Annotated in this window: 28 protein-coding genes and 1 pseudogene; 11 read left to right on the forward strand and 18 right to left on the reverse strand. The window is 66.5% G+C overall.

What is annotated here, in order from left to right:
- Positions 1–1279, reverse strand: a pseudogene (locus EWH21_RS02330) (NorM family multidrug efflux MATE transporter); the annotation flags it as partial.
- A 139-nt stretch (positions 1280–1418) separates the two neighbouring features.
- Here EWH21_RS02330 and EWH21_RS02335 point away from each other — a divergent pair.
- Positions 1419–2339 (forward strand): LysR substrate-binding domain-containing protein, encoded by a 921-nt coding sequence (locus EWH21_RS02335; protein ID WP_037052738.1) that lies wholly within the window; start codon positions 1419–1421, stop codon positions 2337–2339.
- Positions 2340–2505: 166 nt separating this feature from the next.
- Positions 2506–4482, forward strand: coding sequence for a methyl-accepting chemotaxis protein (locus EWH21_RS02340; RefSeq protein ID WP_277699694.1), 1977 nt, complete (start codon positions 2506–2508; stop codon positions 4480–4482).
- Between the two features lie 7 nt (positions 4483–4489).
- On the opposite strand, the gene EWH21_RS02345 is transcribed toward EWH21_RS02340, so the two are convergent.
- Together EWH21_RS02345 and EWH21_RS02350 are read right to left on the reverse strand one after the other, a co-directional pair.
- Complete coding sequence (locus EWH21_RS02345; RefSeq protein ID WP_277699695.1) at positions 4490–5983, reverse strand: YifB family Mg chelatase-like AAA ATPase; 1494 nt, start codon at positions 5981–5983, stop codon at positions 4490–4492.
- A 70-nt stretch (positions 5984–6053) separates the two neighbouring features.
- Positions 6054–6314, reverse strand: a complete 261-nt coding sequence (locus tag EWH21_RS02350) for an accessory factor UbiK family protein (protein WP_037052746.1) — start codon at positions 6312–6314, stop codon at positions 6054–6056.
- Between the two features lie 409 nt (positions 6315–6723).
- Here EWH21_RS02350 and glnK point away from each other — a divergent pair, with 409 nt between their 5' ends.
- The 4 genes from glnK to sutA all read left to right on the forward strand — a co-directional run bounded on the left by glnK (position 6724) and on the right by sutA (position 9579).
- Complete coding sequence (glnK, locus tag EWH21_RS02355; protein ID WP_003096476.1) at positions 6724–7062, forward strand: P-II family nitrogen regulator; 339 nt, start codon at positions 6724–6726, stop codon at positions 7060–7062.
- 335 nt (positions 7063–7397) lie between these two features.
- Positions 7398–8651 carry an ammonium transporter gene (locus EWH21_RS02360; RefSeq protein WP_037052751.1) on the forward strand — a complete coding sequence of 418 codons (1254 nt, stop codon included), beginning with the start codon at positions 7398–7400 and terminating at the stop codon, positions 8649–8651.
- 98 nt (positions 8652–8749) lie between these two features.
- Complete coding sequence (locus EWH21_RS02365; RefSeq protein ID WP_134678331.1) at positions 8750–9175, forward strand: secondary thiamine-phosphate synthase enzyme YjbQ; 426 nt, start codon at positions 8750–8752, stop codon at positions 9173–9175.
- Between the two features lie 77 nt (positions 9176–9252).
- Positions 9253–9579, forward strand: a complete 327-nt coding sequence (gene sutA, locus EWH21_RS02370; RefSeq protein WP_037052757.1) for a transcriptional regulator SutA — start codon at positions 9253–9255, stop codon at positions 9577–9579.
- A 52-nt stretch (positions 9580–9631) separates the two neighbouring features.
- Here the strand turns inward: sutA and EWH21_RS02375 are convergent, their stop codons facing one another.
- From EWH21_RS02375 to EWH21_RS02400, 6 genes are all read right to left on the reverse strand, one after another.
- Positions 9632–10330, reverse strand: a complete 699-nt coding sequence (locus tag EWH21_RS02375; protein ID WP_277699702.1) for an HAD-IA family hydrolase — start codon at positions 10328–10330, stop codon at positions 9632–9634.
- Positions 10327–11229 carry a tyrosine recombinase XerC gene (gene xerC / locus EWH21_RS02380; RefSeq protein WP_152487578.1) on the reverse strand — a complete coding sequence of 301 codons (903 nt, stop codon included), beginning with the start codon at positions 11227–11229 and terminating at the stop codon, positions 10327–10329. The genes EWH21_RS02375 and xerC overlap by 4 nt, the downstream gene beginning before the upstream one ends.
- A gap of 73 nt (positions 11230–11302) precedes the next feature.
- Positions 11303–12001: a DUF484 family protein gene (locus EWH21_RS02385; protein WP_277699703.1), complete on the reverse strand. Its 699-nt coding sequence runs from the start codon at positions 11999–12001 to the stop codon at positions 11303–11305.
- Positions 11998–12828: a diaminopimelate epimerase gene (dapF, locus tag EWH21_RS02390; RefSeq protein ID WP_277699704.1), complete on the reverse strand. Its 831-nt coding sequence runs from the start codon at positions 12826–12828 to the stop codon at positions 11998–12000. Before dapF ends, EWH21_RS02385 begins: the two co-directional genes overlap by 4 nt.
- 10 nt (positions 12829–12838) lie before the next feature.
- On the reverse strand, positions 12839–14086 hold the full coding sequence (gene lysA / locus EWH21_RS02395) for a diaminopimelate decarboxylase (protein ID WP_134677871.1): 1248 nt from the start codon (positions 14084–14086) through the stop codon (positions 12839–12841).
- Positions 14087–14098: 12 nt separating this feature from the next.
- Positions 14099–14224 carry a lipoprotein gene (locus tag EWH21_RS02400; protein WP_017361215.1) on the reverse strand — a complete coding sequence of 42 codons (126 nt, stop codon included), beginning with the start codon at positions 14222–14224 and terminating at the stop codon, positions 14099–14101.
- Positions 14225–14405: 181 nt separating this feature from the next.
- On the opposite strand from EWH21_RS02400, the gene EWH21_RS02405 reads away from it, so the two are divergent.
- The 5 genes from EWH21_RS02405 (at position 14406) to EWH21_RS02425 (ending at position 17416) form a co-directional block, all read left to right on the forward strand.
- Positions 14406–15443 (forward strand): AraC family transcriptional regulator, encoded by a 1038-nt coding sequence (locus EWH21_RS02405; protein WP_277699705.1) that lies wholly within the window; start codon positions 14406–14408, stop codon positions 15441–15443.
- Between the two features lie 67 nt (positions 15444–15510).
- Positions 15511–15843, forward strand: a complete 333-nt coding sequence (cyaY, locus tag EWH21_RS02410) for an iron donor protein CyaY (RefSeq protein ID WP_037052776.1) — start codon at positions 15511–15513, stop codon at positions 15841–15843.
- Complete coding sequence (locus EWH21_RS02415) at positions 15833–16030, forward strand: DUF1289 domain-containing protein (protein WP_037052778.1); 198 nt, start codon at positions 15833–15835, stop codon at positions 16028–16030. The genes cyaY and EWH21_RS02415 overlap by 11 nt, the downstream gene beginning before the upstream one ends.
- A 119-nt stretch (positions 16031–16149) precedes the next feature.
- Positions 16150–16557, forward strand: coding sequence for a nucleoside diphosphate kinase regulator (gene rnk / locus EWH21_RS02420; protein WP_037052780.1), 408 nt, complete (start codon positions 16150–16152; stop codon positions 16555–16557).
- A gap of 58 nt (positions 16558–16615) precedes the next feature.
- The gene (locus EWH21_RS02425; RefSeq protein WP_047584428.1) at positions 16616–17416 is read left to right on the forward strand and encodes a lipase family protein; all 801 of its coding nucleotides are present in this window, start codon (positions 16616–16618) and stop codon (positions 17414–17416) included.
- Here EWH21_RS02425 and EWH21_RS02430 read toward each other — a convergent pair.
- The 9 genes from EWH21_RS02430 to argH form a co-directional block, all read right to left on the reverse strand.
- Positions 17413–20271: a class I adenylate cyclase gene (locus tag EWH21_RS02430; RefSeq protein WP_277699706.1), complete on the reverse strand. Its 2859-nt coding sequence runs from the start codon at positions 20269–20271 to the stop codon at positions 17413–17415. The two genes, EWH21_RS02425 and EWH21_RS02430, sit on opposite strands and share 4 nt — an antisense overlap.
- A gap of 175 nt (positions 20272–20446) precedes the next feature.
- Positions 20447–20701: a TIGR02647 family protein gene (locus EWH21_RS02435; RefSeq protein WP_037052786.1), complete on the reverse strand. Its 255-nt coding sequence runs from the start codon at positions 20699–20701 to the stop codon at positions 20447–20449.
- A complete protein-coding gene (locus tag EWH21_RS02440; protein ID WP_230622659.1) occupies positions 20698–21504 on the reverse strand; it encodes a transporter substrate-binding domain-containing protein in 807 nt (268 codons plus the stop codon). The genes EWH21_RS02435 and EWH21_RS02440 overlap by 4 nt, the downstream gene beginning before the upstream one ends.
- 98 nt (positions 21505–21602) lie before the next feature.
- Positions 21603–21878 carry a hypothetical protein gene (locus EWH21_RS02445; protein WP_037052791.1) on the reverse strand — a complete coding sequence of 92 codons (276 nt, stop codon included), beginning with the start codon at positions 21876–21878 and terminating at the stop codon, positions 21603–21605.
- A gap of 27 nt (positions 21879–21905) precedes the next feature.
- Entirely contained in the window at positions 21906–22658 is a 753-nt protein-coding gene (locus EWH21_RS02450; protein WP_277699707.1) for an endo alpha-1,4 polygalactosaminidase, read from the reverse strand.
- Positions 22659–22731: 73 nt separating this feature from the next.
- Positions 22732–23211, reverse strand: coding sequence for a GNAT family N-acetyltransferase (locus EWH21_RS02455; RefSeq protein WP_037052794.1), 480 nt, complete (start codon positions 23209–23211; stop codon positions 22732–22734).
- Positions 23212–23222: 11 nt separating this feature from the next.
- A complete protein-coding gene (locus EWH21_RS02460; RefSeq protein WP_277699708.1) occupies positions 23223–23750 on the reverse strand; it encodes a shikimate kinase in 528 nt (175 codons plus the stop codon).
- Positions 23751–23811: 61 nt separating this feature from the next.
- Positions 23812–24054: a hypothetical protein gene (locus EWH21_RS02465; protein WP_210390180.1), complete on the reverse strand. Its 243-nt coding sequence runs from the start codon at positions 24052–24054 to the stop codon at positions 23812–23814.
- A gap of 27 nt (positions 24055–24081) precedes the next feature.
- On the reverse strand, positions 24082–25476 hold the full coding sequence (gene argH / locus EWH21_RS02470) for an argininosuccinate lyase (RefSeq protein WP_277699709.1): 1395 nt from the start codon (positions 25474–25476) through the stop codon (positions 24082–24084).
- Positions 25477–25629 lie beyond the last annotated feature (153 nt).

A 25629-nucleotide genomic window follows, 5' to 3' on the forward strand; every position in this document is an offset into this window, starting at 1 on the left:
CCAGCCCCCACCAGACCCCGGATGCCCCCCAGCCCAGCGGGAAGGCGAGCAGCCAGGCCAGCGGCGCGCCCACGCACCAGTAACCGGCCAGGCCGATCAGCAATGTGGTCCTGCCGTCGTTCAGCCCGCGTATCGCGCCCATGGCGATGCTCTGCAGGCCGTCGAATAGTTCGAACCAGGCGGCGATCGCCAGCAGGCTCACGGCCAGGGTGACGATCTCGGCGAACGCCGGGTCGTGACGGTCGAGGAACAGGCCGATGATCCATTCCGGCAAGAACCAGAACAGCAGGGCGAACATCAGCATCAGCCCGGCGCCGAGGGCCATGCCCAGATGGCCGCTCAGGCGTGACAGGTGCAGGCGTTCGGCGCCGTAGTGCAGGCCGACGCGGAAGGTCACAGCGTAGGACAGCCCCTGCGGCACGATGAAGGCCAGCGCCACCGTCTGCATGGCGATCTGGTGGGCCGCCAGTTGCACGCTGCCGAGGGCGCCCATGCACAGCGTGGCGAAGGTGAACAGCCCTTGCTCGGCGGCGTAGGTGCCGCCGATGGGCAGGCCCAGGCGCAGCAGGGCACGCATCTCCCCGCGCTGCGGGCGGCCAAGGCCGGCGCGCAGCGGGTAGGGGCGGTAGGTCGGGGCGAGCTTGATGTACAGCGCCAGGGCCAGCGCCATGCTGCTGCTGACCAGCGCGGTGGTCATGCCGATGCCGCCCAGGCCGAGGTCGGGCAAGCCGAACCAGCCCTTGATCAGCGCATAGTTGATGACGAAGTTGGCTGCCGTGCCGATCACGCTGATGGTCATCACCGGGCCGGGATGGCCGATGGCGCTGGTGAAGCCGCGCAGGACCATGAAGCACAGGTAGCCGGGCAGGGCCAGCGACAGCGGGTGGAGAAAGGCCATGGCCTGGCTGGCGGCGGCGGGGTCCTGGCCCAGGTGGGGCAGCAGCGGCCCCAGTGCATTCAGGCACAGCGCGCTGGCGACGGCCAGGGCCACGGCGAGCCACAGGCCGTTCTGGGTCAGGCGGGTGACGCCCTCGGGATCACCTGCGCCATGGCGAATGGCGACCAGGCTGCCGACGGCGGCGACCACCCCGGTGCAGAAGATCGAGAAGATGAAATAGCAGGTGGCGCCCAGCGCGCCGCCGGCCAGTTGCTGAGGGCCGAGCATCGCCATCATCAGCGTGTCGGTGAAGATCATCAGCGCGTGTGCCAGTTGGGCGGAGACTAGTGGGCCGGCCAGGCGCAGCAGGGCGCCCAGCTCGTGGCCAAGAACATTCTTCATGATGAGTAAAACTTCGGCAGGATAAGCCCCTCCAGGCTGTCTGGAGAGTCGCAATGACAGCTATTCTGTGGTTTCGTCCCATGGCCAGCAAAAGGAAAATAGCCATGAATGACATGACTCAAACTCATGGATCGATGCCGTGAGCCGGCGCCTGCCTCCGCTCTATGCGCTGCGTGCCTTCGAGGCTGCTGCGCGTCACGCCTCCTTCACCCGCGCCGCCGAGGAACTGGCCATCACCCAGAGCGCGGTAAGCCGTCATATCCGTACGCTCGAGGGCTACTTCAGCTGTCGTCTGTTCGAGCGGCGCGGGCGCAGCCTGCAGCTGACCGACCCTGCACGTGCCCTGCTGCCCGGCCTGAGCGAGGGCTTCGATGCCCTGGAGCGTGCCAGTGGCGCCTTGCGTGTCGATGACCAGGTACTGCGCCTGAAGGCGCCGTCGACCCTGACCATGCGCTGGCTGCTGGCGCGGCTGTCGCACTTTCGCCTGGCCAACCCGGACAGCGAGGTGCAGCTGACCAGTGCCTGGATGGACGTCGACAAGGTCGATTTCCGCCATGAGCCCTTCGACTGCGCCGTGCTGCTGTCCGACGGCCAGTTCCCCGAGGAGTGGGACAGCGTTCTGCTGTTCGAGGAGTGGCTGATCCCGGTCTGCGCCGCTGCGGACAGCGAGGCCGGCGGCTGGCCGCTGGCGCGCCTGCAGGCGGCCGAGCAGCTGCACCCGACACCGGACCGCCGCGACTGGCGGCGCTGGCTGCAGGCCACCGGCCTCGGCGAGCAGGTGCCGCTGAAGACCGGCCAGCTGTTCGACATGCTCGAACTGGGCATCGTCGCGGCGGCACGCGGCTATGGCGTCTCCATCGGTGACCTGCTGATGGTGGCCGAAGACGTCAACGCGGGGCGCCTCGGCTTGCCCTGGCCGACGGCGGTGTTCAGTGGCGACAGCTATTATCTGGTGTGGCCGCGTGAGCATCGCGCCCAGGCGCGTTTGCAGCGCTTGCGCGACTACCTGCTGGCGGAGGTGGCGGCGATGCAGCTGCCGCAGGTGGAGAGAATGCTTTAGCGGCCGATACAGGGTTTTGATAACAAATGATGGCCATTCGGCAGCCTGTCGATTGACCAAGCATAATACTCAGGTATCCTCCTGCGCCCTCCACGAGGTCGTACGATGACCTTGCCTGTTCATTTCTTGTCGCCTGCCACCTCGCGCCAGGCTCAGAGAGGCCTCCATGACCCCTCCACGCTCTCGTATCGCACTGCAGTTGGCCATCGCCCTGGCGTCGATGCTGGTCCTGTTGATCAGCCTCAGCACGGTGTTCGCGCTGCGTTCGCTGGACAACGCCAACCTGGTCACCCGCGCCGAGCACCTGGGCAGTGAAGCCCGCCTGCTGGCGGACCAACTGGCCACCTTTCACGGCAGCCTGCGTGACAGCACGCAACGCCTTGCCGGTCTGTTCGAGCAGCGTTTTAGCGGCGGTGTGCAACTGCGCAGCGACGAGCGCGTGACGGTCGGCAGCCTGCAGGCGCCAGCGCTTTATCTCGGCGCGACCCGGCTCAACAACGAGTTCACCGAGGTCGATGACTTCACCCGCATGACCGCCGGTGTGGCGACGGTATTCGTGCGTGATGGCGATGAGTTCGTGCGCATCACCACCTCCCTCACCAAGCAGGACGGTACGCGTGCGCTGGGCACCGTGCTCGACCATCAGCATCCGGCCTACCAGAAGCTGCTGGCCGGCCAGGGCTATGTCGGGCGTGCGTTGCTGTTCGACCGTTTCTACATGACCCAGTACACCCCGGTTCGCGATACCGGCGGGCGGGTCATCGCGGTGCTCTTCGTCGGCTTCGACTACACCGACGCGCAGAAGCTGCAGATGCGCAACCTCACCGACTTCCGTATCGGCAGCACCGGCTCGCTGGCGATTCTCGACGAGCAGGGCAAGTGGCTGGTGGCGCCCGCCGGTGCCGCGGCCATGAGCAGCCTGCCGGCAGGGCTCAGCGAACGGGTCGCCAACACCGGTACGGGTGGTTTCTGGAGTGACGGCCAGGATGAGTTCTACAGCGTCGCGATGCCGTTCGCTGGCGGACCCTGGACGGTGCTGGCGAGCATGCCGCGCGAGGAGATCCAGGCCGTGACCTGGCGTGTCGGCACGCAACTGGCCATCGGCAGCGCGCTCACCCTGCTGCTGGCGGTGATTGCCGTGGTCCTGCTGCTGCGGCGCAAGCTGCGCCCGCTCGGCGACCTGGTCCAGCAGGCCCAGGCCCTCGGTGCCGGCGACCTCGGTGCGCGGATGACGCAGTCCAGCGAGGACGAAATCGGCGAGCTGGCGCGCAGCTTCAACCGCATGGGCGAGGCACTGGCGACCATGGTGGCGGGTATCCGCGTCGCGGCCCAGGACGTCAGTTCGCGTTCCCAGGCGCTGTCGACGCTCTCGCGCGACGCCTACCAGGGGATCGATCAGCAATCCGGCGAGATCAGCAGCATGGCCGGTGCGGTTGAGGAGTTCAGCGCCACCTCGCAGAACATCGCCGACAACATGCGCAACACCGAGCGTCTGGCCAGCGAGAATGCGCAACAGACGCGTATCGGTCGCACCTCGATGGATCAGGCATCGGAAGCGCTGGTGCAGATCGCCGAAGCCCTGGAGCAGACCTCGACGGTCATCAACGGCCTTGGCCAGCGTTCGCAGGAAATCGGCGGCATCGTCAGTGTGATCACCGCGATTGCCGATCAGACCAACCTGCTGGCGCTCAACGCCGCCATCGAGGCGGCCCGCGCCGGCGAGCAGGGGCGGGGCTTCGCCGTGGTCGCCGACGAGGTGCGCAGCCTGGCCGGACGTACCCGCGAAGCGACCAATGAAATCTCGACGATGATCGGCAGCATCCAGAGCGAGACCAACAGCGCCATCGCCACCATGGAGCAGGGCCGCCAGCTGATGCAGGACGGTCTCGAGCGCAATGCCAAGGTGGCGGCCGCGTTGGCGCAGATCAGCGAGCAGAGCGAGGCGGCGGGTGAGCAGTTCGCCGCCATCACCACGGCGACCAGCGAGCAGAGCAGCACCGCCAACGTCCTCAGCAGCAACCTGCAGAGCATCGCCCAGGCCAACGGCGAGCAGCGCGAAGTGGTCGCCAACCTGGCGGACACCGCGCGCGAGCTGGACCGCCTGGCGGTGCAGCTGCGCCAGGAAGTCGAGCGCTTTCGCTGACCGCCAGCTAGCCGACGCTGGGCCGATACTGCAGCGCTTCGGCCAGGTGGGCGCGGCTGATCTGCGGTTCCTGCGCCAGGTCGGCCAGGGTGCGGGCCACCTTCAGCATGCGGTGGGCCGCGCGCAGGGACAGGCCCAGGCGCTCGCAGGCGTTTTCCAGCCACTGGCGGTCCGTAGGCTGTAGCGCGCAGTGCTGGCGCAGACCCGGCAGGTCGAGAAAGGCGTTGGCCACGCCCTGGCGCTGCAGTTGCCGGTCACGGGCCATGGCCACCTTGGCGGCAGCCTGTGCCGTGCTCTCGCCGTCCTGCGGGGCCACCTCCAGCGCGGTGCTTTCACGGGCGACCGTGAGGTGCAGGTCGATGCGGTCCAGCAGCGGCCCGGAGAGCCTGCCGCGATAGCGCTGAATCTGTTCCGGGGTGCAGCGGCAACGGTTGCTCGGGTCGCCGAGATAGCCACAGGGGCATGGGTTCATGGCGGCGACGAGCTGGAACCGTGCGGGGAAGCGCACCTTGTCCCGCGCCCGGGCGATGACGATATGGCCACTCTCCAGCGGCTCGCGCAGGACTTCGAGCACCTTCCTGTCGAACTCCGGCAATTCATCGAGGAACAGCACGCCCATGTGCGCCAGGGTGATCTCGCCCGGTTGCGGGCGACTGCCACCGCCCACCAGCGCCGGCCCGGAAGCGCTGTGGTGCGGGGTGCGGAAGGGTCGCTGCGGCCAGTGCTGCAGCGGCGCATGGCTGGCCACCGAATGGATCGCGGCGACCTGCAGCGCTTCGCTTTCGTCCAGCGGGGGCAGCAGCCCGGGTAGGCGGCTGGCCAGCAGGGTCTTGCCGGTACCGGGCGGGCCGCTGAGCAGCAGGTTGTGCGAGCCGGCTGCCGCCACCAGCAGGGCGCGCTTGGCAGCCAACTGGCCCTGGACCTCCGCCAGGTCCGGGTAGGGCAGGGTCTGCCGCAGCAGGCCCTGCGCCACATAGGGTTGCAGCGGGGCGCTGCCATTCAGGTGCGCGGCGACCTGCAGCAGGTGCTCGACGGCAATCACCTTGAGGCCCGACGCCAGGCTGGCCTCTTCGGCGTTGGCCTGTGGCACCAGCAGGGTGCGCCCGGCATCGCGCGCGGCCAGCGCCGCAGGCAGCACGCCCTGGACGGGGCGCACGGCGCCGGACAGCGCCAGCTCGCCGAGGCATTCGTAGTCGGCGACGGACGCGCAGGGCACCTGGTCGCTGGCGGCGAGAATGCCCAGCGCGATGGCCAGGTCGAAGCGGCCGCCATCCTTCGGCAGGTCGGCGGGTGCCAGGTTGAGGGTGATGCGCCTGTTCGGGTAGTCGAAGGCCGAGTTGAGAATGGCGCTGCGCACGCGGTCCTTGCTTTCCTTGACCGCAGCTTCCGGCAAGCCGACCAGGGTCAGGGCGGGCAGACCATTGGCCAGATGGGCCTCGATGGTCACGGCGGGCGCTTCGACACCGATCTGGGCACGGCTGTGAACGATGGCCAGGGACATGATCTCTCCTTGATCAGGACCCACCTGGCAGGGGCATTGAAAACGACCTGCGTCTTCGCTGCCCGGCGGCTCAATCGGCGGGTGGGTTCAGCTTGGCTTCCAGCTCGGCGACCTTGGCTTCCAGCGCCTCCAGGCGTGCGCGGGTGCGGGCCAGAACCACCATCTGGCTATCGAACTCTTCCCGGCTGACCAGCTCCAGCTTGCTGAAGCCGCTTTGCAGCAGGGCCTTGAACTGCGCTTCCAGTTCTGCGCGCGGCAGCGGGCTGTCGCCGCTGAACAGGCGCGAGGCGTGGCTACTGAGAGTGTCGAGCAGGGCTTTGGGCGGCAGCATGGTCAGGTTCCGGGTGCAGGTGGCCGGCAGTGTACCACGCAGGTGCTGGCAGGGCGTTTGGCGAGCGGCTGCACGATTTGAGAGCGCCGTCAGGCGCGTCTCTGCACCAATTTTGTGCGTCCGCTTCCGCCTGGGTCATGGCCCGTGGCCCCAGGGTGACGGTAAGGCCCTGAAAGATGGCGATTTTATGGAGATGGCAAGCTTTCTGCTTAGACCCCAGCGACGCATGCACCGATGCAGTACCGGTGTGTCGGACGAAGCGGGGGAGTGTTTCGTCGGGAGCGGTTGGTGGGTATCGACCACGCCAGGCTGGGGCGGTCGATGCATTACAAAAGCCAGACACTGCGCTTAGACTTGAACCGGGTTCGTAATTCCTGGGGCAAGTCCACCTTACACGGGAGAGAGTTTCATGAAGCTAGTCACTGCCATCATCAAGCCGTTCAAGCTCGACGACGTGCGCGAGTCGCTGTCGGAGATCGGCGTGCAGGGCATTACCGTCACCGAGGTCAAGGGCTTCGGCCGCCAGAAAGGCCATACCGAGCTGTATCGCGGTGCCGAGTACGTGGTCGACTTCCTGCCCAAGGTGAAGATCGACGTGGCCATCGCTGACGACCAGCTGGACCGCGTGATCGAAGCCATCACCAAGGCGGCCAACACCGGCAAGATCGGTGACGGCAAGATTTTCGTAGTCAACCTGGAACAGGCGATTCGCATCCGTACCGGCGAAACCGATACCGACGCGATCTAAACCGCCTCCGAACCCCACGCCCCAGGAGTGAAACCCATGACTCTGCGAACTTTCGCAGGGCTAGGAGCCCTTTTGTCCTCGAATTCTGCTCTTGCGCCGATTTCGAGGGCGAATGCCGGAGCTGGCGAGGTCCTCGCCGCTCTGCCGTGCCAGATCCTCTCGGGTCTTGCGCGCTGCCTAGTGATGGGAATGCCTGATCGCCTTGCGGTGCAAGGGGGCCCGGTCATCCAGGGCAAGCGTGACAAAGACTTGTAAAGCATACGGAACGCGTCCGGCGCCAACCTGGACGTTCTAACCGAACAGCGCACAACGAAAGCGCCGGCAAGAGGTGAAACATGGATAACACAGCATTGACTGCATTGCAGTACGGCTTCGATACCTTCTACTTTCTGATCTGTGGTGCCCTGGTGATGTGGATGGCGGCTGGTTTCGCCATGCTCGAATCCGGCCTGGTTCGCGCCAAGAACACTACCGAGATCCTGACCAAGAACGTCGCCCTGTACGCCGTTGCCAGCGTCATGTACCTGGTGATCGGCTACCACATCATGTATTCCAGCCCGGAAGGCGGCATCTTCCCGAGCCTGGGCTTCCTGATCGGTGACGAGAACACCGCCGAAGCCGTTCTCGCGGGTGGCGACGATGCGCCGTACTACTCGGCCCGTTCGGACTTCTTCTTCCAGGTGGTGTTCGCCGCGACCTGCATGTCGATCGTCTCCGGTGCCGTTGCCGAGCGCATGAAGCTGTGGGCCTTCCTGGCCTTCGCCGTGGTCATGACCGGCTTCATCTACCCGGTACAGGGCTTCTGGAAATGGGGTTCGGGCTTCCTCAACGAAGCCGGCTTCCTGGACTTCGCCGGTTCCGGTGTCGTGCACATGGCTGGTGCTGCCGCCGCTCTGGCTGGCGTGCTGCTGCTGGGTGCCCGCAAGGGCAAGTACGGCGCCAATGGCCAGGTCAACGCCATTCCGGGCTGCAACCTGCCGCTGGCGACCCTGGGTACCTTCATCCTGTGGATGGGCTGGTTCGGCTTCAACGGCGGCTCGCAGCTGAAGATGAGCACCATCGAAGACGCCAACGCCGTTGCCCAGGTGTTCACCAACACCAACATGGCCGCCGCCGGTGGTCTGATCGCCGCACTGATCGTCGCCCGCATCCTGTTCGGCAAGGCCGACCTGACCATGGCGCTGAACGGTGCCCTGGCTGGCCTGGTTGCCATCACCGCTGAGCCGCTGACCCCGAGCGCCCTGCAGGCCACCCTGATCGGCGGCGTCGGTGGCGTGCTGGTGGTGTTCTCCATCCTCGGCCTGGACAAGATCAAGATCGACGATCCGGTCGGTGCCATCTCCGTGCACGGCGTGGTCGGCATCTGGGGCCTGCTGGCCGTCTGCCTGACCAACAGCGACGCTTCCCTGGGTGCGCAGCTGCTGGGTATCGCCAGCATCTTCGCCTGGGTGTTCATCGCCAGCCTGATCGTCTGGGGCGTCATCAAGGCGGTGATCGGCCTGCGCGTCAGCGAAGAAGAAGAGTACGAGGGTGTGGATATCGCCGAGTGCGGTATGGAAGCCTACCCGGAGTTCACCGGCAAGAAGTAAGCGTCGGTGGAAATGACAAGGGCGCCTTTTGGCGCCCTTTGTTTTTTCTGGCAGCACGCTAGAATGCGCGCGCTGGAGCCATCGAGAGCGAGAACGGCATGTGGCAGCAACGCATCATCAGTCTGCGTCCGCGTGAGCGCGGTTTTCATCTGGTGACGGAAGAAGTACTGGCGGCACTGCCGGAACTGGCGCGGATGCGTGTCGGTCTGTTGCACCTGTGGCTGCAGCACACCTCGGCTTCGCTGACGGTCAACGAGAACGCCGACCCCGCGGTGCGCCGCGATTTCGAGCGTTTCTTCAACCGTTTGGTGCCGCAGGGCGAGACGGGCTACGAGCACGATTACGAAGGGCCGGATGATCTGCCGGCGCACTTCAAGGGCAGTCTGCTGGGCTTTCAGCTCCAGCTGCCGATACAGGATGGACAGCTGGCGCTGGGGACCTGGCAGGGCATCTACCTGGGCGAGCATCGCGATCATGGTGGGGCTCGGCGACTGGTGGCGACCCTGCACGGCGAGGTCATTTGAATTTTTCCCGGTCGGGCGGTACGCGCCGCACGACTGGGCTATAACTAACCTGCTTTTCGCAAGTCATGAGGTTGAACATGAGCGACGAAGACCTGGAACAAGACGATCTGGACGGGGCTGACGAGGACGACGGTGAGGAGCTGGCTGCTGCGGCCGATGACGGTGACAGCGGCGATGATGGCGACGGCGAGGTCGTAGCCAGCAGCAGCAAGAAGAGCAAGGCCAAAGCCGTTGAAGTCGACGAGATGCCCAGCGTCGAGGCCAAGCAGAAAGAGCGCGACGCTCTGGCCCAGGCCATGGAGGAATTCCTGGCGCGTGGCGGCAAGGTGCAGGAAGTCGAGCCCAATGTGGTCGCCGATCCGCCCAAGAAGCCCGACAGCAAGTACGGTAGCCGTCCTATCTGACGACGCTGCGTAACAAGAAACCGCCCTCGTGGCGGTTTTTTGTGCCCGGCGTCTAGCGTGTCCAGCTGCCCAGCAGTGCCGGCAGCTCGGCCAGGCTGGCGATCTGTGCGTCCGGCGTGGTTTCGCCCTCCCACACCCGCCCCTGCGGGTTGAACCAGATGGCGCGCAGGCCGGCGGCCTTGGCCCCGGCGATATCGTCGCTCGGGTGATCGCCGATGTGCACCGCGCGCTCGGCAGCCACGCCGGCCCGCCCGAGGGCTTCGAGGAAGGGTTTCGGGTCGGGCTTGCCGACCCCCAGTTCCTCGGCGCAGAGCGCGAACTGGAAGTATTCGGACAGACCGAGGCGGCGCACGTCGGCATTGCCGTTGGTGATCACCGCGAGACGGAAGCGCTCGGCCAGTGCCTCCAGGGTCGGATGCACATCGGTGAACAGCTCGACCTGGTGACGCGCACTGAGAAAGACCTGAAAGCTGGCCTCGGCCAGCGTCTGCGCCTCGCCGTGAGCGTAGCCGGCATCTTCCAGCGCGTGGAACAGGATGCGCCGGCGCAGCTCGCTGAGGCGGTGCTTGAGCATCGGCTCGGCATCGAGCAGGCGGCTGCGCACCGCCCACAGGTGTTCGACCGGCACCGCGCCGAGGCGTGGCGCGTGCAGGGCCAGCCAGTTGCGCAGGGCCGCCTCGGCGTCCTGCATGACCGGCGTGACGTCCCACAGGGTGTCGTCGAGGTCGAAAGTGATCAGTTCAATGCTCATTCGCAACCGCCTTTGCGCTTGGCGCGTGGATGGGCCTGGTCGTAGACGCTGGCCAGGTGCTGGAAGTCCAGGTGGGTGTAGATCTGCGTGGTGGCGATGTCGGCATGGCCCAGCAGCTCCTGCACCGCACGCAGGTCCTGCGAGGACTCCAGCATGTGGCTGGCGAAGCTGTGACGCAGCATGTGCGGGTGCAGGTGCTGGCCCAGCTCGCGGACGCCGGCCTGGCGGACCCGCAGCTGTACCGCGCGCGCGCCGAGACGGCGCCCCTGCTGGCTGATGAAGACCGCGCCGTCGCTCGGCCTGGCCAGTGCGCGCAGTGCCAGCCACTGCTCCAGTGCCTGGCGTGCCAGGCTGCCCACTGGCAGCTCGCGCACCTTGTTGCCCTTGCCGCGTACGCGCACCAGGCCGGCATTCAGGTCGAGGCCATCGAGATCGAGGCCGACCAGCTCGGACAGGCGCAGGCCGGAGGAATAGAACAGTTCGAGCATCGCCTGATCGCGGCGGGCGATGAAATCGTCCTCCACCGCGCCGTCGAGCAGCTGTGCACTGCGGTCGGCATCCAGGGTGCGTGGCAGGCGCCGTTCGCGCTTGGGCGGGCTCAGGCCAGTGGCCGGGTCATGGCGACACAGGCCTTCGCGCAGCAGGTACTGATAGAGGCCGCGCGTGGCCGAGAGCAGGCGCGCCAGGCTGCGGCTGGAGAGCCCCTGCTGATGCAGGCGGGCGATCAGGCGACGCAGGTTGCGCGTGTCCAGCTCGCTCCAGGCGTGCAGGCCTTCGGCTTCACAGAAGGCCTGCAGCTTGCCGAGGTCGCGACGATAGCCGTCGAGGGTGTGCGCCGACACCTGGCGCTCGCGGCGCAGGTGTTCGAGGTAGGCGTCGAGGTGGGCTTCAAGCTTCAAGCTGCAAGCTCCAAGTGAAAGCGTTCGGTCTGCCTGTCTCGTGCAGCTTGAAGCGTGCGGCTTATGGCTGCTTCTAGCGCACCGAGCGCAGCGGCGTCGAGAAGCTGGGCAGCACGCGCGCCAGGACTTCGGCGATGTAGCCCAGGAACAGGGTGCCCAGCGAGCTCTTGTAGTGCTGTGGATCGACACTGCCGATGGCCAGCACGCCATGCAGGCCCTGGTGGGTGAGGCCGACCACGGCGGCGGAGCCGACCTGGGCCGCGTCCTCCTTGCCGAAGAGGAACTCCAGTTCATGCGGGCGCAGCACGCCGCAGATGGTCTTGCCGCCGCTGAGCAGGCCGCCGATCTGCTGATGGGCCTCGGCCGAGTTGACCGAGCGGCCCACCGGCAGCTTGTTGTCGCTGAACAGGATCAGGCCCACGAACGGCACCTGGAACTCGTGGCGCAGGCTGTCTTCGACGATGCCGACCACTTCTTCCAGGCTGCCGGCATCGAGCAGGTCGAGCACCAGACGGCGGGTCTTGTCGAACAGGCGATCGTTGTCGCGGGCCACGTCCATCAACTGGCCGAGGCGGTGGCGCATCTCGATGTTGCGCTCGCGCAGCAGCTTGACCTGGCGCTCCACCAGCGACACGGCGTTGCCGGGCTGGTGCGGAATGCGCAGTTCGGGAATCAGTTCTTCATGGTCGATGAAGAACTCCGGGTGCAGGCGCAGGTAGGCGGCGACCGTTTCCGAGTCGAGCGGTTTGGGCGAATCCTGCTGGTCGGTCATAGGCGAACCTGTCCTTCGTATACGCGGGCAGCGGGTCCGGTCATCATAACCGGCTGACCTTCGCCTGCCCATTCGATGGACAGTTTGCCGCCTGGCAGTTCCAGTTGCACGGGCGAATCCATCCAGCCCTGGCGAATGGCCGCGACCGCTGCGGCGCAGGCGCCGGTGCCGCAGGCCTGGGTCTCACCCGCGCCGCGCTCCCACACGCGCAGGCGCGCCTGCCTGCGGTTCTGCACCTGCAGGAAGCCGACGTTGACCCGCTGCGGGAAGCGCGCATGGTGTTCCAGCTTCGGCCCGAGTGCGTGCACCGGGGCATCGTCGACGCTGTCGACGCGCAGCACGGCGTGCGGGTTGCCCATCGACAGGGCCGCCAGCTCGACGCCCTGGCCGTCGACATCGACGCGATAGCTGAGCGCGGCCTGCTCGGCCTGGAAGGGCACCTGCTCGGGCTGCAGGCGCGGTGCGCCCATGTTCACGCAGACCTGGCCGTCGTTCTGCACGCGCAGCTCGATCACGCCGCTCTTGGTCTCGACGCGAATGACCTTCTTGGTGGTCAGGCGCTTGTCCAGCACGAAGCGGGCGAAGCAGCGCGCACCGTTGCCGCACTGCTCCACCTCGGAGCCGTCGGCGTTGAAGATGCGGTAGCGAAAGTCGACGTCCGGATGGCTCGGCGGCTCGACGATCAGCAGCTGGTCGAAACCGACGCCGGTGTGGCGATCGCCCCACTGCTTGGCATGCTTGGGTTGCACGTGGGCGTGCTGGCTGATCAGGTCGAGGACCATGAAGTCATTGCCCAGGCCGTGCATCTTGGTAAAGCGCAATAGCATGGCGTCGCCCTCAGGCCGGCAGCAGGCTTTCGCCGGCGTAGAGCTCTTGGACGGTTTCGCGACGGCGCACTTCGAATGCCTGCTCGCCATCCACCAGCACCTCGGCGGCACGACCGCGGGTGTTGTAGTTGGAGCTCATGACGAAGCCGTAGGCACCTGCCGAGCGCACGGCCAGCAGGTCGCCCTCGGCCAGCACCAGCTGGCGGTCCTTGGCGAGGAAGTCGCCGGTCTCGCAGATCGGCCCGACCAGGTCGTAGTTGCGCGCCTCGCCTGCGCGTGGCTGCACTGCCGACACATCCATCCAGGCCTGGTACAGCGCCGGGCGGATCAGGTCGTTCATCGCCGCGTCGATGATGGCGAAGTCCTTGTGCTCGGTGTGCTTGAGGTACTCGACCTGGGTCAGCAGCACGCCGGCGTTGGCCACGATGAAGCGGCCCGGCTCGAACACCAGCGACAGGTCACGCCCTGTCAGGCGCTTGCGCACGGCGGCGATGTAGTCGCCGGCCAGCGGTGGCTGCTCGTCGCGATACTGCACGCCGAGGCCGCCCCCGAGGTCCAGGTGCCTGATGGTGATGCCGCGTGCGGCCAGCCTGTCGACCAGCAGCAGCAGGCGGTCCAGGGCGTCGAGGAAGGGTTCGAGGGTGGTCAGCTGCGAGCCGATGTGGCAATCGACGCCGATCACTTCCAGGTTCGGCAGCTCGGCGGCACGGGCGTAGACCGCCTCGGCCTGCTCGATGTCGATGCCGAACTTGTTTTCCTTGAGGCCGGTGGAAATGTATGGGTGGGTACCGGCGTCCACGTCCGGGTTGACCCGCAGCGAAACCGGCGCCTTGACGTCCAGCTCGGCGGCGACCTTCTGCAGGCGCTCCAGCTCGACGCTGGATTCGACGTTGAAGCAGTGCACGCCGACTTCCAGGGCGCGACGCATGTCGTCACGGCTCTTGCCGACGCCGGAGAAGACGATGCGGCTGGGGTCGCCACCGGCGGCCAGCACACGCTCCAGCTCGCCGCTGGAGACGATGTCGAAGCCGGCGCCAAGGCGGGCCAGCACATTCAGCACGCCGATGTTGGAGTTGGCCTTGACCGCGAAGCAGACCAGGTGCGGCATGCCGCTCAGGGCGTCGGCATAGGCGCGGTACTGCCCTTCGATATGGGCGCGCGAGTAGACGTAGGTGGGCGTGCCGAAGCGCTGGGCCAGCGCGGACAAGGCGACGCCTTCCGCGAACAGCTCACCGTCGCGGTAGTTGAAGGCTTCCATGGCAGGCTCCTGTCAGAGTTCGAAACGGTCTCGGCTGTTACCGGCGTTGTCGTCGCCCGGCAGGTACAGCGGGCCTTTCTGACCGCAGCCGGCCAGCAGGCAAACGGCGGCGAGGAGCGCGAGGGTCAGTCGCTTCATGGGGCAGTCCTTGAAAATAAGCGTGAATTGCGCCGGAGTATACCGACCCCCCGCCACCTTGCCTATGCGCCAGGCGCCCGCCTGGCGGGGCGCTGGCCCAATCGGCCTGCCCGCCTGGCGCCGGTCTGGAGGGCTTTCGCGGCCGCGTGGGTTAGCATGCGCCAAGTAACGAGGAGGCTCGATGGACAATCCCGCAATTCTGGCCGGCTCGGTCTCCGTGGCCTACCTGCAAGGTCTGGTCGAACACCTGCAGCGCCTGGGCATCGCCCCCGAGGTGCTGCTCGCGTATGCCCAGCTCGGTCCGGAGGCGCTCAACCAGCGCGATCAGCGTATCGCCGCCAGCGCCTATCTCACCCTGCTGGGCGAGGGCATGCGGCTGAGCGATGACCCCTGCCTGGGCCTGCATCTGGGGGAGTCGGTGCGTCCCGGCTACTACGGCGTGCTCGGCTACCTGATCATGAGCTGCGCGACCCTTGCCGATGCCCTGCACCGGCAGGCGCGCTACGCCTCGCTGGTGGGTAACCTGGGCCTGGTGCTGCTCGAGGACGAGCCGCCGCGACAGGGCTGCGAGCCGCTGGTCGCACACAGCTGGCAGCCCCTGCTGGCGCAACAGCAGCGTCAGCTGAGCGAGGAGACCCTGGCCGGTTGGGTCAGCTTCGGGCGCTGGATCAGCGGCCTGGACATCGCCCCGACCGAGGTCCGGTTCCAGCATTCGGCACCGGCCGATACCCGCGAGCATGAGCGCATCTTTCGTTGCCCGGTGCTGTTCGATCAGGCCGACAACGCGCTGGTCTTTCCCAAGCGCCTGCTCGCCGTGCCCCTGGGCCAGGCCGACGCGCAGGTGCGCGGGATGCTCGACGCCTATGCCGATCGCCTGCTGAGCGAACTCAACCAGGGCAACAGCGTGCTCGACCGCGCGCGGGTCGAACTGGCGCGTCAGTTGCCCGAACGCGGGCCGGATCTCGAGGGTATCGCCGCTGCCCTGGCGCTGAGCCCGAGGACCCTGCAGCGGCGCCTGCGCGAAGGCGGGCTATCGTTCAGCCAGCTGGTCGACGAGACGCGGCAGCAGCTGGTGCTGCATTACCTGCGAGATCCGGCGCTGGAGCTGGCCGAGGTCGCCTTTCTGGTCGGCTTCAGCGAGCCGGGTTCGCTGGCGCGAGCGTTTCGCCGCTGGACGGGACAGAGTCCGGGCGAGTACCGTCGCCACCTTTGCGCCTAGGCTGGCTGTTGCGGCCTGAGGTTTTCGCCTATTTTTTGCACGTGCTGCACCTTGTGAGGATACCCCGATGAGCCTGAGCGAAGCCCGCTTTCACGACCTGGTCGATGCCACCCAGCAGGCGGTGGAAGACATCTTCGACGACAGCGGCCTGGACGTCGATCTGGAGAACAGCGGCGGCGTGCTGACCGTGCGCTTCGATAACGGTAGCCAGCTGATCTTCAGTCGCCAGGAGCCGATTCGTCAGCTGTGGCTGGCGGCGCGTTCCGGTGGTTTCCACTTCGACTACGACGAGGCCGACGGGCGCTGGATCTGCGACACCAGCGACGAGCAGCTCGGCGAGATGCTGGTACGCATCACGCTCGAGCAGTCGGGCACCGAGCTGGAGTTCGATGAGCTCTGAGCCCACGGAGCGGCCGCCGCAGTCGCCGTGTCGGCGCCAGTGCTGCCTCGACGAGCATGACCAGTGCCTGGGCTGTGGCCGCACCCTGCAGGAAATTCTCGACTGGGGAACGGCCGACAATGCCAGGCGCAGGCTGATCTGCCAGGCAGCCGAACAACGCCTGCAACAGCGTCGACAGGCCCGTTGACCTGGCACTCTTGTTTATTTGCCCGGCTGTGTTAGGGTCGACCAGACAGTCAGCTTAAACCCCGCCTTCGGGCGGGGTTTTGCTTTTTTATGGCCTACGTAAGGAGACCGCCCGGCATCATGAACAGCACACCTACCATCACCGTTACCCGCCTCGATCTGCAGCGTCTGGAGCGTCTGCTCGACAGTCTGGACGAGTTCGGGCCTGGCGCTGCTGCGTTGCAGGCCGAGCTGGATCGTGCCGAAGTGGTGGGGCACGACGAAGTGCCGGCAGGCGTGGTGACCATGAATTCGCGGGTGCATTGCCGCGAGGAGAGCAGCGGCAAGGACTATCATCTGACCCTGGTCTACCCGGAGGATGCCGGCGGCGAGGGCAAGGTCAGCATTCTCGCGCCCGTTGGCAGCGCGTTGCTCGGCCTGTCCGCCGGTCAGCACATCGACTGGCCGGCGCCGGGTGGCAAGGTACTCAAGCTGACCCTGCTGGCGGTCGAATATCAACCCGAAGCGGCTGGCGAATACGATCGCTGACGCTCCGCCCTGGCTGGTCTAGAGTGAGGTTTCCCGCTAACGGCAAGGAGGCCCCGTCATGTCCAGCCTGCCCCTGTATTTCCCGCCTACCTACCAGCTCTCGCGCGCCCTGCTCTGCGCCGAGCTGGTGATGACTGCCTACGATCAGTACGAGCAGTGGCTAGCGCAGCAGCGCCCGCGCAAGCCGCAGCACTTTCACTGGCAGGCGCCGCAACTCGAGGGCTGGACGCTGTCAGCGCCGATCTGGAGCGTGCTCAGCGAGTGGCACCTGTTCAACGAGTCGGAGCCGTTCGGTTTTGCCGCGCGTGATCCGCAGGGTGATTGTTACCTGGTGTTTCGCGGTACCGAGTCGGTGCAGGACTGGCTCGACGACCTCGACCTGGACCAGCGCGACTACCCCTGGCAGGCCGGCGCCGGGCTGGTTCACGACGGCTTCCTCAAGCTTTATGCGTCGCTGCGCGATCAGGCTCTGCTGGCGCTGGATGATCTGCAATCACAGGGGCTGCTCTGGGTGTGCGGGCACAGCCTGGGCTGCGCCCTGAGCAGTCTGGCCGTGGCGGACCTGCGCGAACGCTGGCCGTCGCGGCCGCTGCAGCACTACAACTTCGCCAGTCCGCGCCTGGCGTCCCCGGCCTTCGCCAGCTACTACAACGGGCTGGGGGTACCGACCTATCGCCTGGTCAACGACAGTGACCTGGTCCCCGAGGTGCCGCCAGCGGACAGCGACCGCTGGCTGTACCAGCACCTCGGTCTGCCGGTGACCTTCACCGCCAGCTATGGCGGGGTCGCCGACAATCACAGCATGGCTGGCTGCTACCTCTACGCCTTGAACCACCCACAGGCGCCGATGCGCGACTAGGCCTGCTGCAGGGCGGCGTTCAGGGCGTCTTCCAGCTCGCTCTTGTAGCGCAGGTAGTGCACGGTCTGCGCCTGCTGGCCGGCCAGCACGGCGGACAGGTCGAGGTCGGTGATGTAGCAGGGGTAGCGCTCGCCACCGGCGCGTTGCGCGAGGATGTGCTGGGCGACGGCGCGGTACAGCTCGCGCCCGTACTCCAGCTCGGAGAACTCGCGGTGGTTGCAGTACAGCGTGACATGGTGCTGGCGCCCGTCACCGGGCTCGACGATGGCCTGCACGTCGTAGAACGGGTGGCTGACCTGCGACTCGGGGGCCGTTCGGCGCTCCAGGCGCTGGGCGCGCAGCGGCGCCGCCGGCAGCAGCTCGTAGTAGAGCATCTCCAGCGGCGCCGGATTGTCGCTGCCATCCAGCGGCAGCATGGCGTTGCGCCGATACAGCAAGGACTGCAGGAAGCGTTGCAGGGGCGTCAGCAGGCTCTGTTCGTCGCGGAACGGCAGGCGCCTGCGCCATAGCGCGTTGTGCTCGTCGAGCAGGGTCAGCTCGGCTTCGCCGTTGCTTTCGTGCAGGCGATAGAACAGCTGGATGCACTGCGGCCGTCCCATCGGCAGGATCAGCGCCAGGTCGTCGCCGTCGAGGGCGTGACGGTCCAGGTGCAGGGGGCTGTAACGCGCCTGTTCGCTGCCCAGGTGGTCCAGCAGCGCCGGCAGGTCGCCCAGCGCGGCATGGCTGACCTGCCCGGGGGTCAGCTGGAGCACGTGATAGTGCTGGCGAATCTGTACCAGATAGCGCGACTGACGCCCTTCGGCGTAGGTGGCGAGCAGGTCGTTGAGCAGCTCTTCGACGCGTTCGGCAATCGCCGGCGCACGGTTGCGGCAGTAGCAGCGCACCTGCACCCTGGGCTGCGGGCCGCCCGTGGGCAGGCTGTTGAGCAGGTCGCGCAGGCAGTCGAGCAGGGCGTCGCTGCCGTCATAGCGGCTGACCTGCAGTTCGTTCCAGCTGTTGAGCACCACCTGGTCGAGGGTCAGCACCAGGTTCTCGCGCACTCCGGAGTAGCCCAGTGCGTCGGTGCGGCCTGAGGTCATGTGCACGTTCATCTGGCTGTGCTGGGGCAAGGGGTCGACGCCGACGTTGACCAGCAGCAGGACCTGACTGGGCACGCTGGCGCGCAGCAGGGCCAGCTCCTCGACGCCAGGCAGGGGCAGGGGGAAGGCCTGCTGCAGGCTGCCGATCAGGTTGGACAGCTCGAAGTCGCTCAGGTCGCTGCTGCCCGGGTGCAGGGACAGCCGTGTGCTGCTGTCGATCACACTGTTGCGATGGCACCAGGCGAGCAGTTCGATCAGCTCCCGGGAGCGCTTCAGCGGGGCGAAGTCGGGCCACTCCTGGGCGTTCAGGCTGCCGGGGAACAGCGCCCACTGATGCTCGTTCGGCGCCTCGGCCGTGGAATGCTGCACCAGCGTCAGGGTGTCTTCTGCCAGATCCGGGGCGATGCCGGGGTTGATGAACTCGACCTTGCCGGCCTTGCGTTCGAAGGCGGCGTAGAGGCGCCGCCCCAGCACGTTGAGGTCGCGGTTGTTGAGTGAGCTGCCCGCCTGCGCACTGCGCGCGAACTGCGAGAGGAAGCGATAGCTGTAGGTCAGCTCGTTGACCAGGACGCGGCGCTCGGCGGCGACCTGGCGCACCTTCCACTGGCTGCGGCTGTCGAGCACCGCGAGCTGGCGCGTCTGCCAGCCCCATTCGCCGGTGAGGCGTTCGAGCAGCAGGCGTTGCCAGCTCTTGGCGCGGCCACGGGTGGGCGGGCGGCTGATCTTCTTGTTCACCTTGAGATACAGGCAGCGGCGGATCAGTTCGAGGCGCTCCTGATCGGCCCGGGCGATCAGGTATTCCTCCAGGCGGCGATAGACGACGATATACGGATCGAGCTCGTCCAGGTCCAGGCGTCCCTCGAAGACCGCCTGCTTGAAGCGCAGCGCCAGGCATTCGACCTGCGGGTGCTCGCTGGCGTAGACCTCGGTGAGCAACAGCTTGAGCGCGGATTTGTAGGGCGACTCGATGCCCTTGAACAGCTGCCACATGCCAGCGCCGATGAACTCCTCCGGCGGGATGCGCGCCAGGTGGCCGAGGTCGAGCACGTCCTCGGCGCGGACGAAGCGCTTGTTCAGCAGCGTGCGGCAGTAGTCGTGGTAGCGCGCCTCCTCGTACACCGGTACCAGCCACCAGATCGGCGTGCGCCCACCGAGCCAGATCGCCGTGCGGTAGAACTCGTCGAGCAGCAGGTAGTGCTGTGTGGTGCCGCAGTCGTCGGAGGTCAGCTGCGCTTCGCGGTCGCCCTGGGTGAAGCGCTGCGGGTCGACCAGAAAGACATGCACCTCGGCGCCCTGGGTGGCGGCCCAGCTCTCCAGCAGGTCGCATTTCCTGCGCAGTTCCTGCAGCTGCTGCGCCGTCAGGTTCGGCGCGTGACACAGCCACAGGTCCATGTCGCTCTGTTCGGCCTGCGCCACGGTGCCCAGGCTGCCCATCAGGAACAGGCCATGCAGCGGCGCGGAGCCCTGGCCACGGCGTGGCTTGTAGACGAAGGAGCGGGTCAGGCGCTGGACTTCGGCCAGGCTGCCGTCATCCGGCTCGAAGCCGCTCAGGCCGGCAGGCGTGCTGGCCGAGACATAGCCGGGTAACAGCGGGTGATTGACGTGCAGCAGTAGCGGCAGCAGCTTGAGCACCAGTTGCTGGCGCGTCGACAGGGCCTCCATGGCGCGCTGCAGGCGGCCCTGGTTGATCCGCAGGAAGCGCGCGCGCAGCTGTGCCAGCACCTTGCGGTCGATGCCATCGTCGATGTCGGGGCGGATTTCCTGCGTGCGCGTCATGCTCGAACTCTACTGGAGATGGTGCAAGCCTATCAGCGGCGTGCTCGCCAGTGCAGTGCCTGTGACGCTATATCGCCCGCCGGGCATGCCTCTTGAGGGCGGCCGGCGGGCAGGTCCAGCTGAGGGGCGTGTCGTGGGGCGCAGCAGGCTACCCGCGAGACTGCCGGGGTGCGTCTCAGGCCGCGGTCGTCTGGCGCTTCGCGAGGATGGTGAGCAGGGCTTGGGCGTGTTCGGCGGCGTCGATGCCGAGGCTGGTCAGGTAGCCGCCATCGGCCTGGCTGACCAGGCCTTTCTCATGCAGGCGGGTGATCGCCCCCTGCGCCTTGAATGAAGCGTTGTTGTGCACCTTGAGCCCTTCCTGGTGATTGTCCAGGTTGTACAGGGCAAGGATTTCCAGCTCGTCGATCAGGTCAGCGTCGAATGACTTCATGGTGACTCCGTCTTGTTGTTATGGCGTTCGTGCAGTGTAGAGCCCTGCGGCCCGGTCTGCCCGTCGGCCAGTTGCCATTTCTCCAGGATGCGCTGGTAGGTGCCGTCCTGCCTGATGCGCAGCATGCCCTCGTCGAATCGCTGCAGCAGGCTGGCGGCCTGGGCGTTGTGGCGTGAGAAGGTCAGGTACAGCTGCGGGCGATGGACGGTCGCCAGGGCCGCGAACTGCCCGGCCAGCTCCGGGCGCTCTCGCAGCAGTGCCTGGGTGGTGCCGCGAAAGGCGATGACATAGTCCACCCGGCCACGCTGCAGCATCAGGAAGCCATTGATGTCGCGTCGCACCGCGATACGGCGGATGCCCGGGTAATTGTCGAAGTGCTCGCCGTAGGTGTAGCCGATGGTGACGGCCACGCGCTTGCCAACCAGCGCCGACAGGTCCTCGACGGGCGCTTCTCCGACAGGGCCCCAGAGCAGGATGTTGTCGCTGAACAGCGCCTGCTGCGGCAGCAGGTAGGCGGCGCGGATGCCGGGGTCCGGCGTGGTGTTGAAGCAGGCGGGCAGGGCGCCGGTGCGGGTCAGCTCCATGCAGCGCGAGTAGGGGTATGGCATCAGTTCGATAGGCGTCTCGCTGACCGCGAATGCGGCGCGGACGATGTCAGCGGACATGCCCTCGATCTTGCCGTCGCGCCAGGCGGTGTAGGGGTACCAGTCATCTTCGGCGCCGATACGCACCACTTCGGCGCGCGCGATGCCGCTGGCGCTCAGCCAGAGCGACAGGACAAGCAGGGTGACGAGTCGTGGCAAGGAGCAGACCATCGCGGGGCGCGCCTTTCTGGTCGGGAATGGCTGTGAAAGTAGCAATCTACCTGCCAACCCGACCAGTGGCCTGGATCAATCCGCCTTCAGTTTTCTTCCGGCAGCGTCGGCAGGGCACGCAGGGCCTGCTCGTACCAGGCGCCATCGAAGGGGCGGTCGTCACGCAGCATGGCGTCGACTTCATGGGCGAGCACCAGGGCCATGAGCTCGAGAATCTCCTCGCGCTCGTAGCCGACCAGGGTCAGCTTGTTGTAGACCGCCTGGGCGGCCGCCGGCTCACCGTTCTCCAGCTGGTTCTCGATGGCCTGGACCAGCGTGGCCTCGGCGAAGGCTTCGTCTTCTTGCTCGATGTTGTCGCTCATGGTGCCTCTTGGTGTGGGTGGGCAGGCTCAGTCGCAGGGTATGCCGACGGTCTTGAGGCTGCGCTTGAAGTATTGCAGACGGAAACCCGAGGTGGCGGCCTTGCTGCAAAGGTTGTCGTTGAAGGTGCGGTACTCGGCGATGAAGATGGCCTTGCCCTGGCTGCGCATGTGGTCGTAGCCGTCGCACTCCTTGTAGCGGTAGCAGCTCTCGTTGATGGCGAAGTCGAAATGCTCGCCGAGCACGGGAAGCAGCTCCACGGCATTCTTCAGCCCGACGTTCATGTTGCGACTGCGCGCCTGTTCGGCCAGCCAGCGATTGAAGTCGATCTGCTGCTCTTCGGTCAGGTCGAGACCGTTATCGTTGCTGTAGCCATCCACGTTGTCCGGGTCGACGCCGTCGCAGCCCTTGGCCGCGGCCAGGTCCAGGCGCTTGGCCAGCAGCTGGCGCACGTCGTCGCGGCGATGGTCCAGCCAGCGTTCGCCCGGCCAGTCCGCCAGCTCGTTGCCGAGGGCTTCCTGCGGATAGCTGGCGGCATCGCTGCGCCAGTCTTCCCAGGTGCCGGCGCTGAAGTAGCAGATCACGATGCGGCCGCCACCCTTGAGTGCGGTGATGGTCTGCGTCGGCGTGTCGTACAGGTCGATGTCATAGACCTGCCGGTCCGGCGTCTGCAGCTTGCCGTCGAGCTGCATGTGCCAGGATGCATTGGCCGGAATGGGAATGGGGCTCGCCGGGGACAGTGCAGGGGCGAGGACGCTGATCAGAGCGAGTAGGGTACGCATGATGCTCTGCACTCGGTGGCGGGAGATGTAATCACCATAGGTCAGGGGGCGGGACGCGGCCAGCGGGCTGCCGTCAGCCGGCAGCGAAATCCAGCAGGGCCTGGCCGGTCAGGCGATAAGTGGTCCATTCGCTCTGTGGACGGGCGCCGAAGGATTCGTAGAAATCGATGGCCGGGGTGTTCCAGTCCAGCACCGACCATTCGAAACGACCGCAGTCGCGTGCCACGGCCAGCTGCGCGAGGTGGCGCAGCAAGGCCTTGCCGGCGCCCAGGCCACGGGCCTCGGGGCTGACGTAGAGGTCTTCCAGGTACAGGCCGTGCTTGCCCAGCCAGGTGGAGTAGTTGAAGAAGTACACGGCATAGCCGATCGGCTGGCCGGCGTTCTCGCAGATCAGGCCATGGGCGGTGCTGCCCTCGGCGAACAGGCTGTCGCGGATGCCGGCGGCGTCGGTCTTCACCTCCTGCTCGGCCTTCTCGTAGATGGCCAGGTCGGTGATGAAACGCAGGATCAGCTCGGCGTCGTCAGGGGTGGCGGGGCGGATGGTCAGGGGCATGGCGAATACTCTCAGGGGCGGTCTTCGGCTGGCGGCAGACTCGCCAGGAAGCGGTTGATGGCCTGGCGGGAGTCCAGGCGCAGATACTGACACGACGGCGGTGCGTTGCGCATTTCCTCGGCATAGCGCTGGCGGTAGACGGGATGGCGGGTCCAGGCCCAGGCCAGGATGGAGGCGCGCGGGTTCAGCTTGAACAGGTTGCTCCAGCGCTCGCGGTTGCCATTCCACAGCGTTTCTCGCGTTGCCAGGCGGCGCAGGGTACGCCAGATCACCTGGCGCATCACCTTGCGCCGGGGCAGGTCCAGCCAGATCACCATGTCCGAGCGTTCGAGCACCTGCGGGCGCACAAGCGAGTAGTTGCCTTCGACCACCCAGCCGTCACCTTGCAGCGCCTTGTGCGTGGCCCGCTGAAATTCCTCGTCGGGGAGCGGCTGCCAGTCGGGCTGGTGGTACAGCGCGTCGAGTTCGACGTGGCGATAGCCCAGGTGCCGAGCCAGGCGCCGGGAAAGCGTGGTCTTCCCGGCGCCCGAACAACCCACCACCGAGATTCGGCGGCCGGGTGCGATAGGCCCTGTCGGGCAGGTAGTCGGTGGCACGGGGTCAACCATGGCTGAGTGTCAGCCAGGCAAGCGCTGCGCCCACCAGGCAGAGGAAACCGAACGCCGCGATCCAGGCGCTGCGTGAGCCCATCGGGTCGGCCACACGCAGCGGTAGATCGGGGTAGCGGCCCAGGGTCAGTAATCGCAGGACCAGCCAGCCGGTGCCATAGAGGACGTAGTCGACAATGACTTCGGCTATCAGCTCGACCAACACCAGCAGGCCGCGTAGCAGCAGCTCGATCATGGGGAAGTCCTTTTCCCTGGGAAACGTCTAGCGGTTCGCCAGCACTTCCCGGCCACGTACCACGGCAGCGCGTACCTGGTTCGGTGCGGTGCCGCCGATATGGTCGCGGGCGCCGACCGAGCCTTCCAGAGTCAGGACGGCGAATACGTCGTCGCCGATCTGGTCGCTGAACTGGCGCAGCTCGTCCAGGCTCATTTCGGCCAGGTCCTTGCCGGTCTGCACACCGTATTTCACGGCGTGGCCGACGATCTCGTGACAGTCACGGAACGGCAGGCCCTTGCGTACCAGGTAGTCGGCCAGGTCGGTGGCAGTGGAGAAACCGCGCAGCGCCGCTTCGCGCATCATGTCCTTCTTCGGCTTGATCGCCGGGACCATGTCGGCAAAGGCGCGCAGGCTGTCACGCAGCGTGTCGGCGGCATCGAACAGCGGTTCCTTGTCTTCCTGGTTGTCCTTGTTGTAGGCCAGCGGCTGGCCCTTCATCAGGGTCAGCAGGCCGGTCAGGGCACCGAACACGCGGCCGGTCTTGCCGCGCACCAGCTCGGGGACGTCCGGGTTCTTCTTCTGCGGCATGATCGAGGAACCGGTGCAGAAGCGATCCGGCAGGTCGATGAACTGGAATTGCGCGGAGGTCCACAGCACCAGCTCTTCGGAGAAGCGCGACAGGTGCATCATCGCCAGCGACGCGGCGGCGCAGAATTCGATGGCGAAGTCGCGATCGGATACGCCGTCCAGCGAGTTGCCGCCCACGGCGTCGAAGCCCAGCAGTTCGGCAGTGATCTCGCGGGCGATCGGGTAGGTGGTGCCGGCCAGTGCGGCGCTGCCCAGCGGCATGCGGTTGGTGCGTTTGCGGCAGTCGACCAGGCGCTCGTAGTCGCGCGAAAGCATCTCGAACCAGGCCAGCAGATGGTGGCCGAAGGTTACCGGCTGGGCGGTCTGCAGGTGGGTGAAACCGGGCATGATGGTGTCCGCTTCGGCTTCGGCTAGGCCCAGCAGGCCCTGCTGCAGGCGGGTGATCTCGGCCAGGATGCTGTCGATTTCGTCACGCAGCCACAGGCGGATATCGGTGGCCACCTGATCGTTGCGCGAGCGGCCGGTGTGCAGCTTCTTGCCGGTCACGCCGATGCGATCGGTCAGGCGCGCCTCGATGTTCATGTGCACGTCTTCCAGGTCGACGCGCCAGTCGAACTGACCCGCTTCGATCTCGGCCTGGATCTGCTTGAGGCCGTCGATGATGGCGTCACGCTCGTCGGCGCTGAGCACGCCGACCTTGGCCAGCATCGTGGCGTGGGCGACGGAGCCCATGATGTCGTGGCGATAGAGGCGCTTGTCGAATTCGACCGAGGCGGTGAAACGGGCGACGAAGGCGTCGACGGGCTCGCTGAAGCGGCCGCCCCAGGATTGGTTGGTTTTTTCGCTGCTCATGGTTCGGGCTCTGGATCGGGCAAGCCGCTTTCGACGGCCAGCATGGCGGACAAAGTCCGTCGATAATAACAGGGTCGGCGCGCGTTTCGCCGGGCCACGTTCGTCTTTGGCGAGGAAGCGGCGGTGTCGGCTGCTTCACAAATTTGTTCCGAA

Source organism: Pseudomonas sp. REST10 (genome assembly GCF_029542605.1).
Classification (GTDB): domain Bacteria; phylum Pseudomonadota; class Gammaproteobacteria; order Pseudomonadales; family Pseudomonadaceae; genus Aquipseudomonas; species Aquipseudomonas khazarica.

What these genes read in the sequence shown, in the direction of transcription:
- EWH21_RS02340 (WP_277699694.1), top strand. Translation starts at nt 2,506, where the DNA reads ATGACCCCTCCACGCTCTCGTATCGCACTGCAGTTGGCCATCGCCCTG.
- EWH21_RS02345 (WP_277699695.1), bottom strand. Translation starts at nt 5,983, where the DNA reads ATGTCCCTGGCCATCGTTCACAGCCGTGCCCAGATCGGTGTCGAAGCG.
- EWH21_RS02350 (WP_037052746.1), bottom strand. Translation starts at nt 6,314, where the DNA reads ATGCTGCCGCCCAAAGCCCTGCTCGACACTCTCAGTAGCCACGCCTCG.
- glnK (WP_003096476.1), top strand. Translation starts at nt 6,724, where the DNA reads ATGAAGCTAGTCACTGCCATCATCAAGCCGTTCAAGCTCGACGACGTG.
- EWH21_RS02360 (WP_037052751.1), top strand. Translation starts at nt 7,398, where the DNA reads ATGGATAACACAGCATTGACTGCATTGCAGTACGGCTTCGATACCTTC.
- EWH21_RS02365 (WP_134678331.1), top strand. Translation starts at nt 8,750, where the DNA reads ATGTGGCAGCAACGCATCATCAGTCTGCGTCCGCGTGAGCGCGGTTTT.
- sutA (WP_037052757.1), top strand. Translation starts at nt 9,253, where the DNA reads ATGAGCGACGAAGACCTGGAACAAGACGATCTGGACGGGGCTGACGAG.
- EWH21_RS02375 (WP_277699702.1), bottom strand. Translation starts at nt 10,330, where the DNA reads ATGAGCATTGAACTGATCACTTTCGACCTCGACGACACCCTGTGGGAC.
- EWH21_RS02385 (WP_277699703.1), bottom strand. Translation starts at nt 12,001, where the DNA reads ATGACCGACCAGCAGGATTCGCCCAAACCGCTCGACTCGGAAACGGTC.
- dapF (WP_277699704.1), bottom strand. Translation starts at nt 12,828, where the DNA reads ATGCTATTGCGCTTTACCAAGATGCACGGCCTGGGCAATGACTTCATG.
- lysA (WP_134677871.1), bottom strand. Translation starts at nt 14,086, where the DNA reads ATGGAAGCCTTCAACTACCGCGACGGTGAGCTGTTCGCGGAAGGCGTC.
- EWH21_RS02400 (WP_017361215.1), bottom strand. Translation starts at nt 14,224, where the DNA reads ATGAAGCGACTGACCCTCGCGCTCCTCGCCGCCGTTTGCCTGCTGGCC.
- EWH21_RS02405 (WP_277699705.1), top strand. Translation starts at nt 14,406, where the DNA reads ATGGACAATCCCGCAATTCTGGCCGGCTCGGTCTCCGTGGCCTACCTG.
- cyaY (WP_037052776.1), top strand. Translation starts at nt 15,511, where the DNA reads ATGAGCCTGAGCGAAGCCCGCTTTCACGACCTGGTCGATGCCACCCAG.
- EWH21_RS02415 (WP_037052778.1), top strand. Translation starts at nt 15,833, where the DNA reads ATGAGCTCTGAGCCCACGGAGCGGCCGCCGCAGTCGCCGTGTCGGCGC.
- rnk (WP_037052780.1), top strand. Translation starts at nt 16,150, where the DNA reads ATGAACAGCACACCTACCATCACCGTTACCCGCCTCGATCTGCAGCGT.
- EWH21_RS02425 (WP_047584428.1), top strand. Translation starts at nt 16,616, where the DNA reads ATGTCCAGCCTGCCCCTGTATTTCCCGCCTACCTACCAGCTCTCGCGC.
- EWH21_RS02430 (WP_277699706.1), bottom strand. Translation starts at nt 20,271, where the DNA reads ATGACGCGCACGCAGGAAATCCGCCCCGACATCGACGATGGCATCGAC.
- EWH21_RS02435 (WP_037052786.1), bottom strand. Translation starts at nt 20,701, where the DNA reads ATGAAGTCATTCGACGCTGACCTGATCGACGAGCTGGAAATCCTTGCC.
- EWH21_RS02445 (WP_037052791.1), bottom strand. Translation starts at nt 21,878, where the DNA reads ATGAGCGACAACATCGAGCAAGAAGACGAAGCCTTCGCCGAGGCCACG.
- EWH21_RS02450 (WP_277699707.1), bottom strand. Translation starts at nt 22,658, where the DNA reads ATGCGTACCCTACTCGCTCTGATCAGCGTCCTCGCCCCTGCACTGTCC.
- EWH21_RS02455 (WP_037052794.1), bottom strand. Translation starts at nt 23,211, where the DNA reads ATGCCCCTGACCATCCGCCCCGCCACCCCTGACGACGCCGAGCTGATC.
- EWH21_RS02465 (WP_210390180.1), bottom strand. Translation starts at nt 24,054, where the DNA reads ATGATCGAGCTGCTGCTACGCGGCCTGCTGGTGTTGGTCGAGCTGATA.
- argH (WP_277699709.1), bottom strand. Translation starts at nt 25,476, where the DNA reads ATGAGCAGCGAAAAAACCAACCAATCCTGGGGCGGCCGCTTCAGCGAG.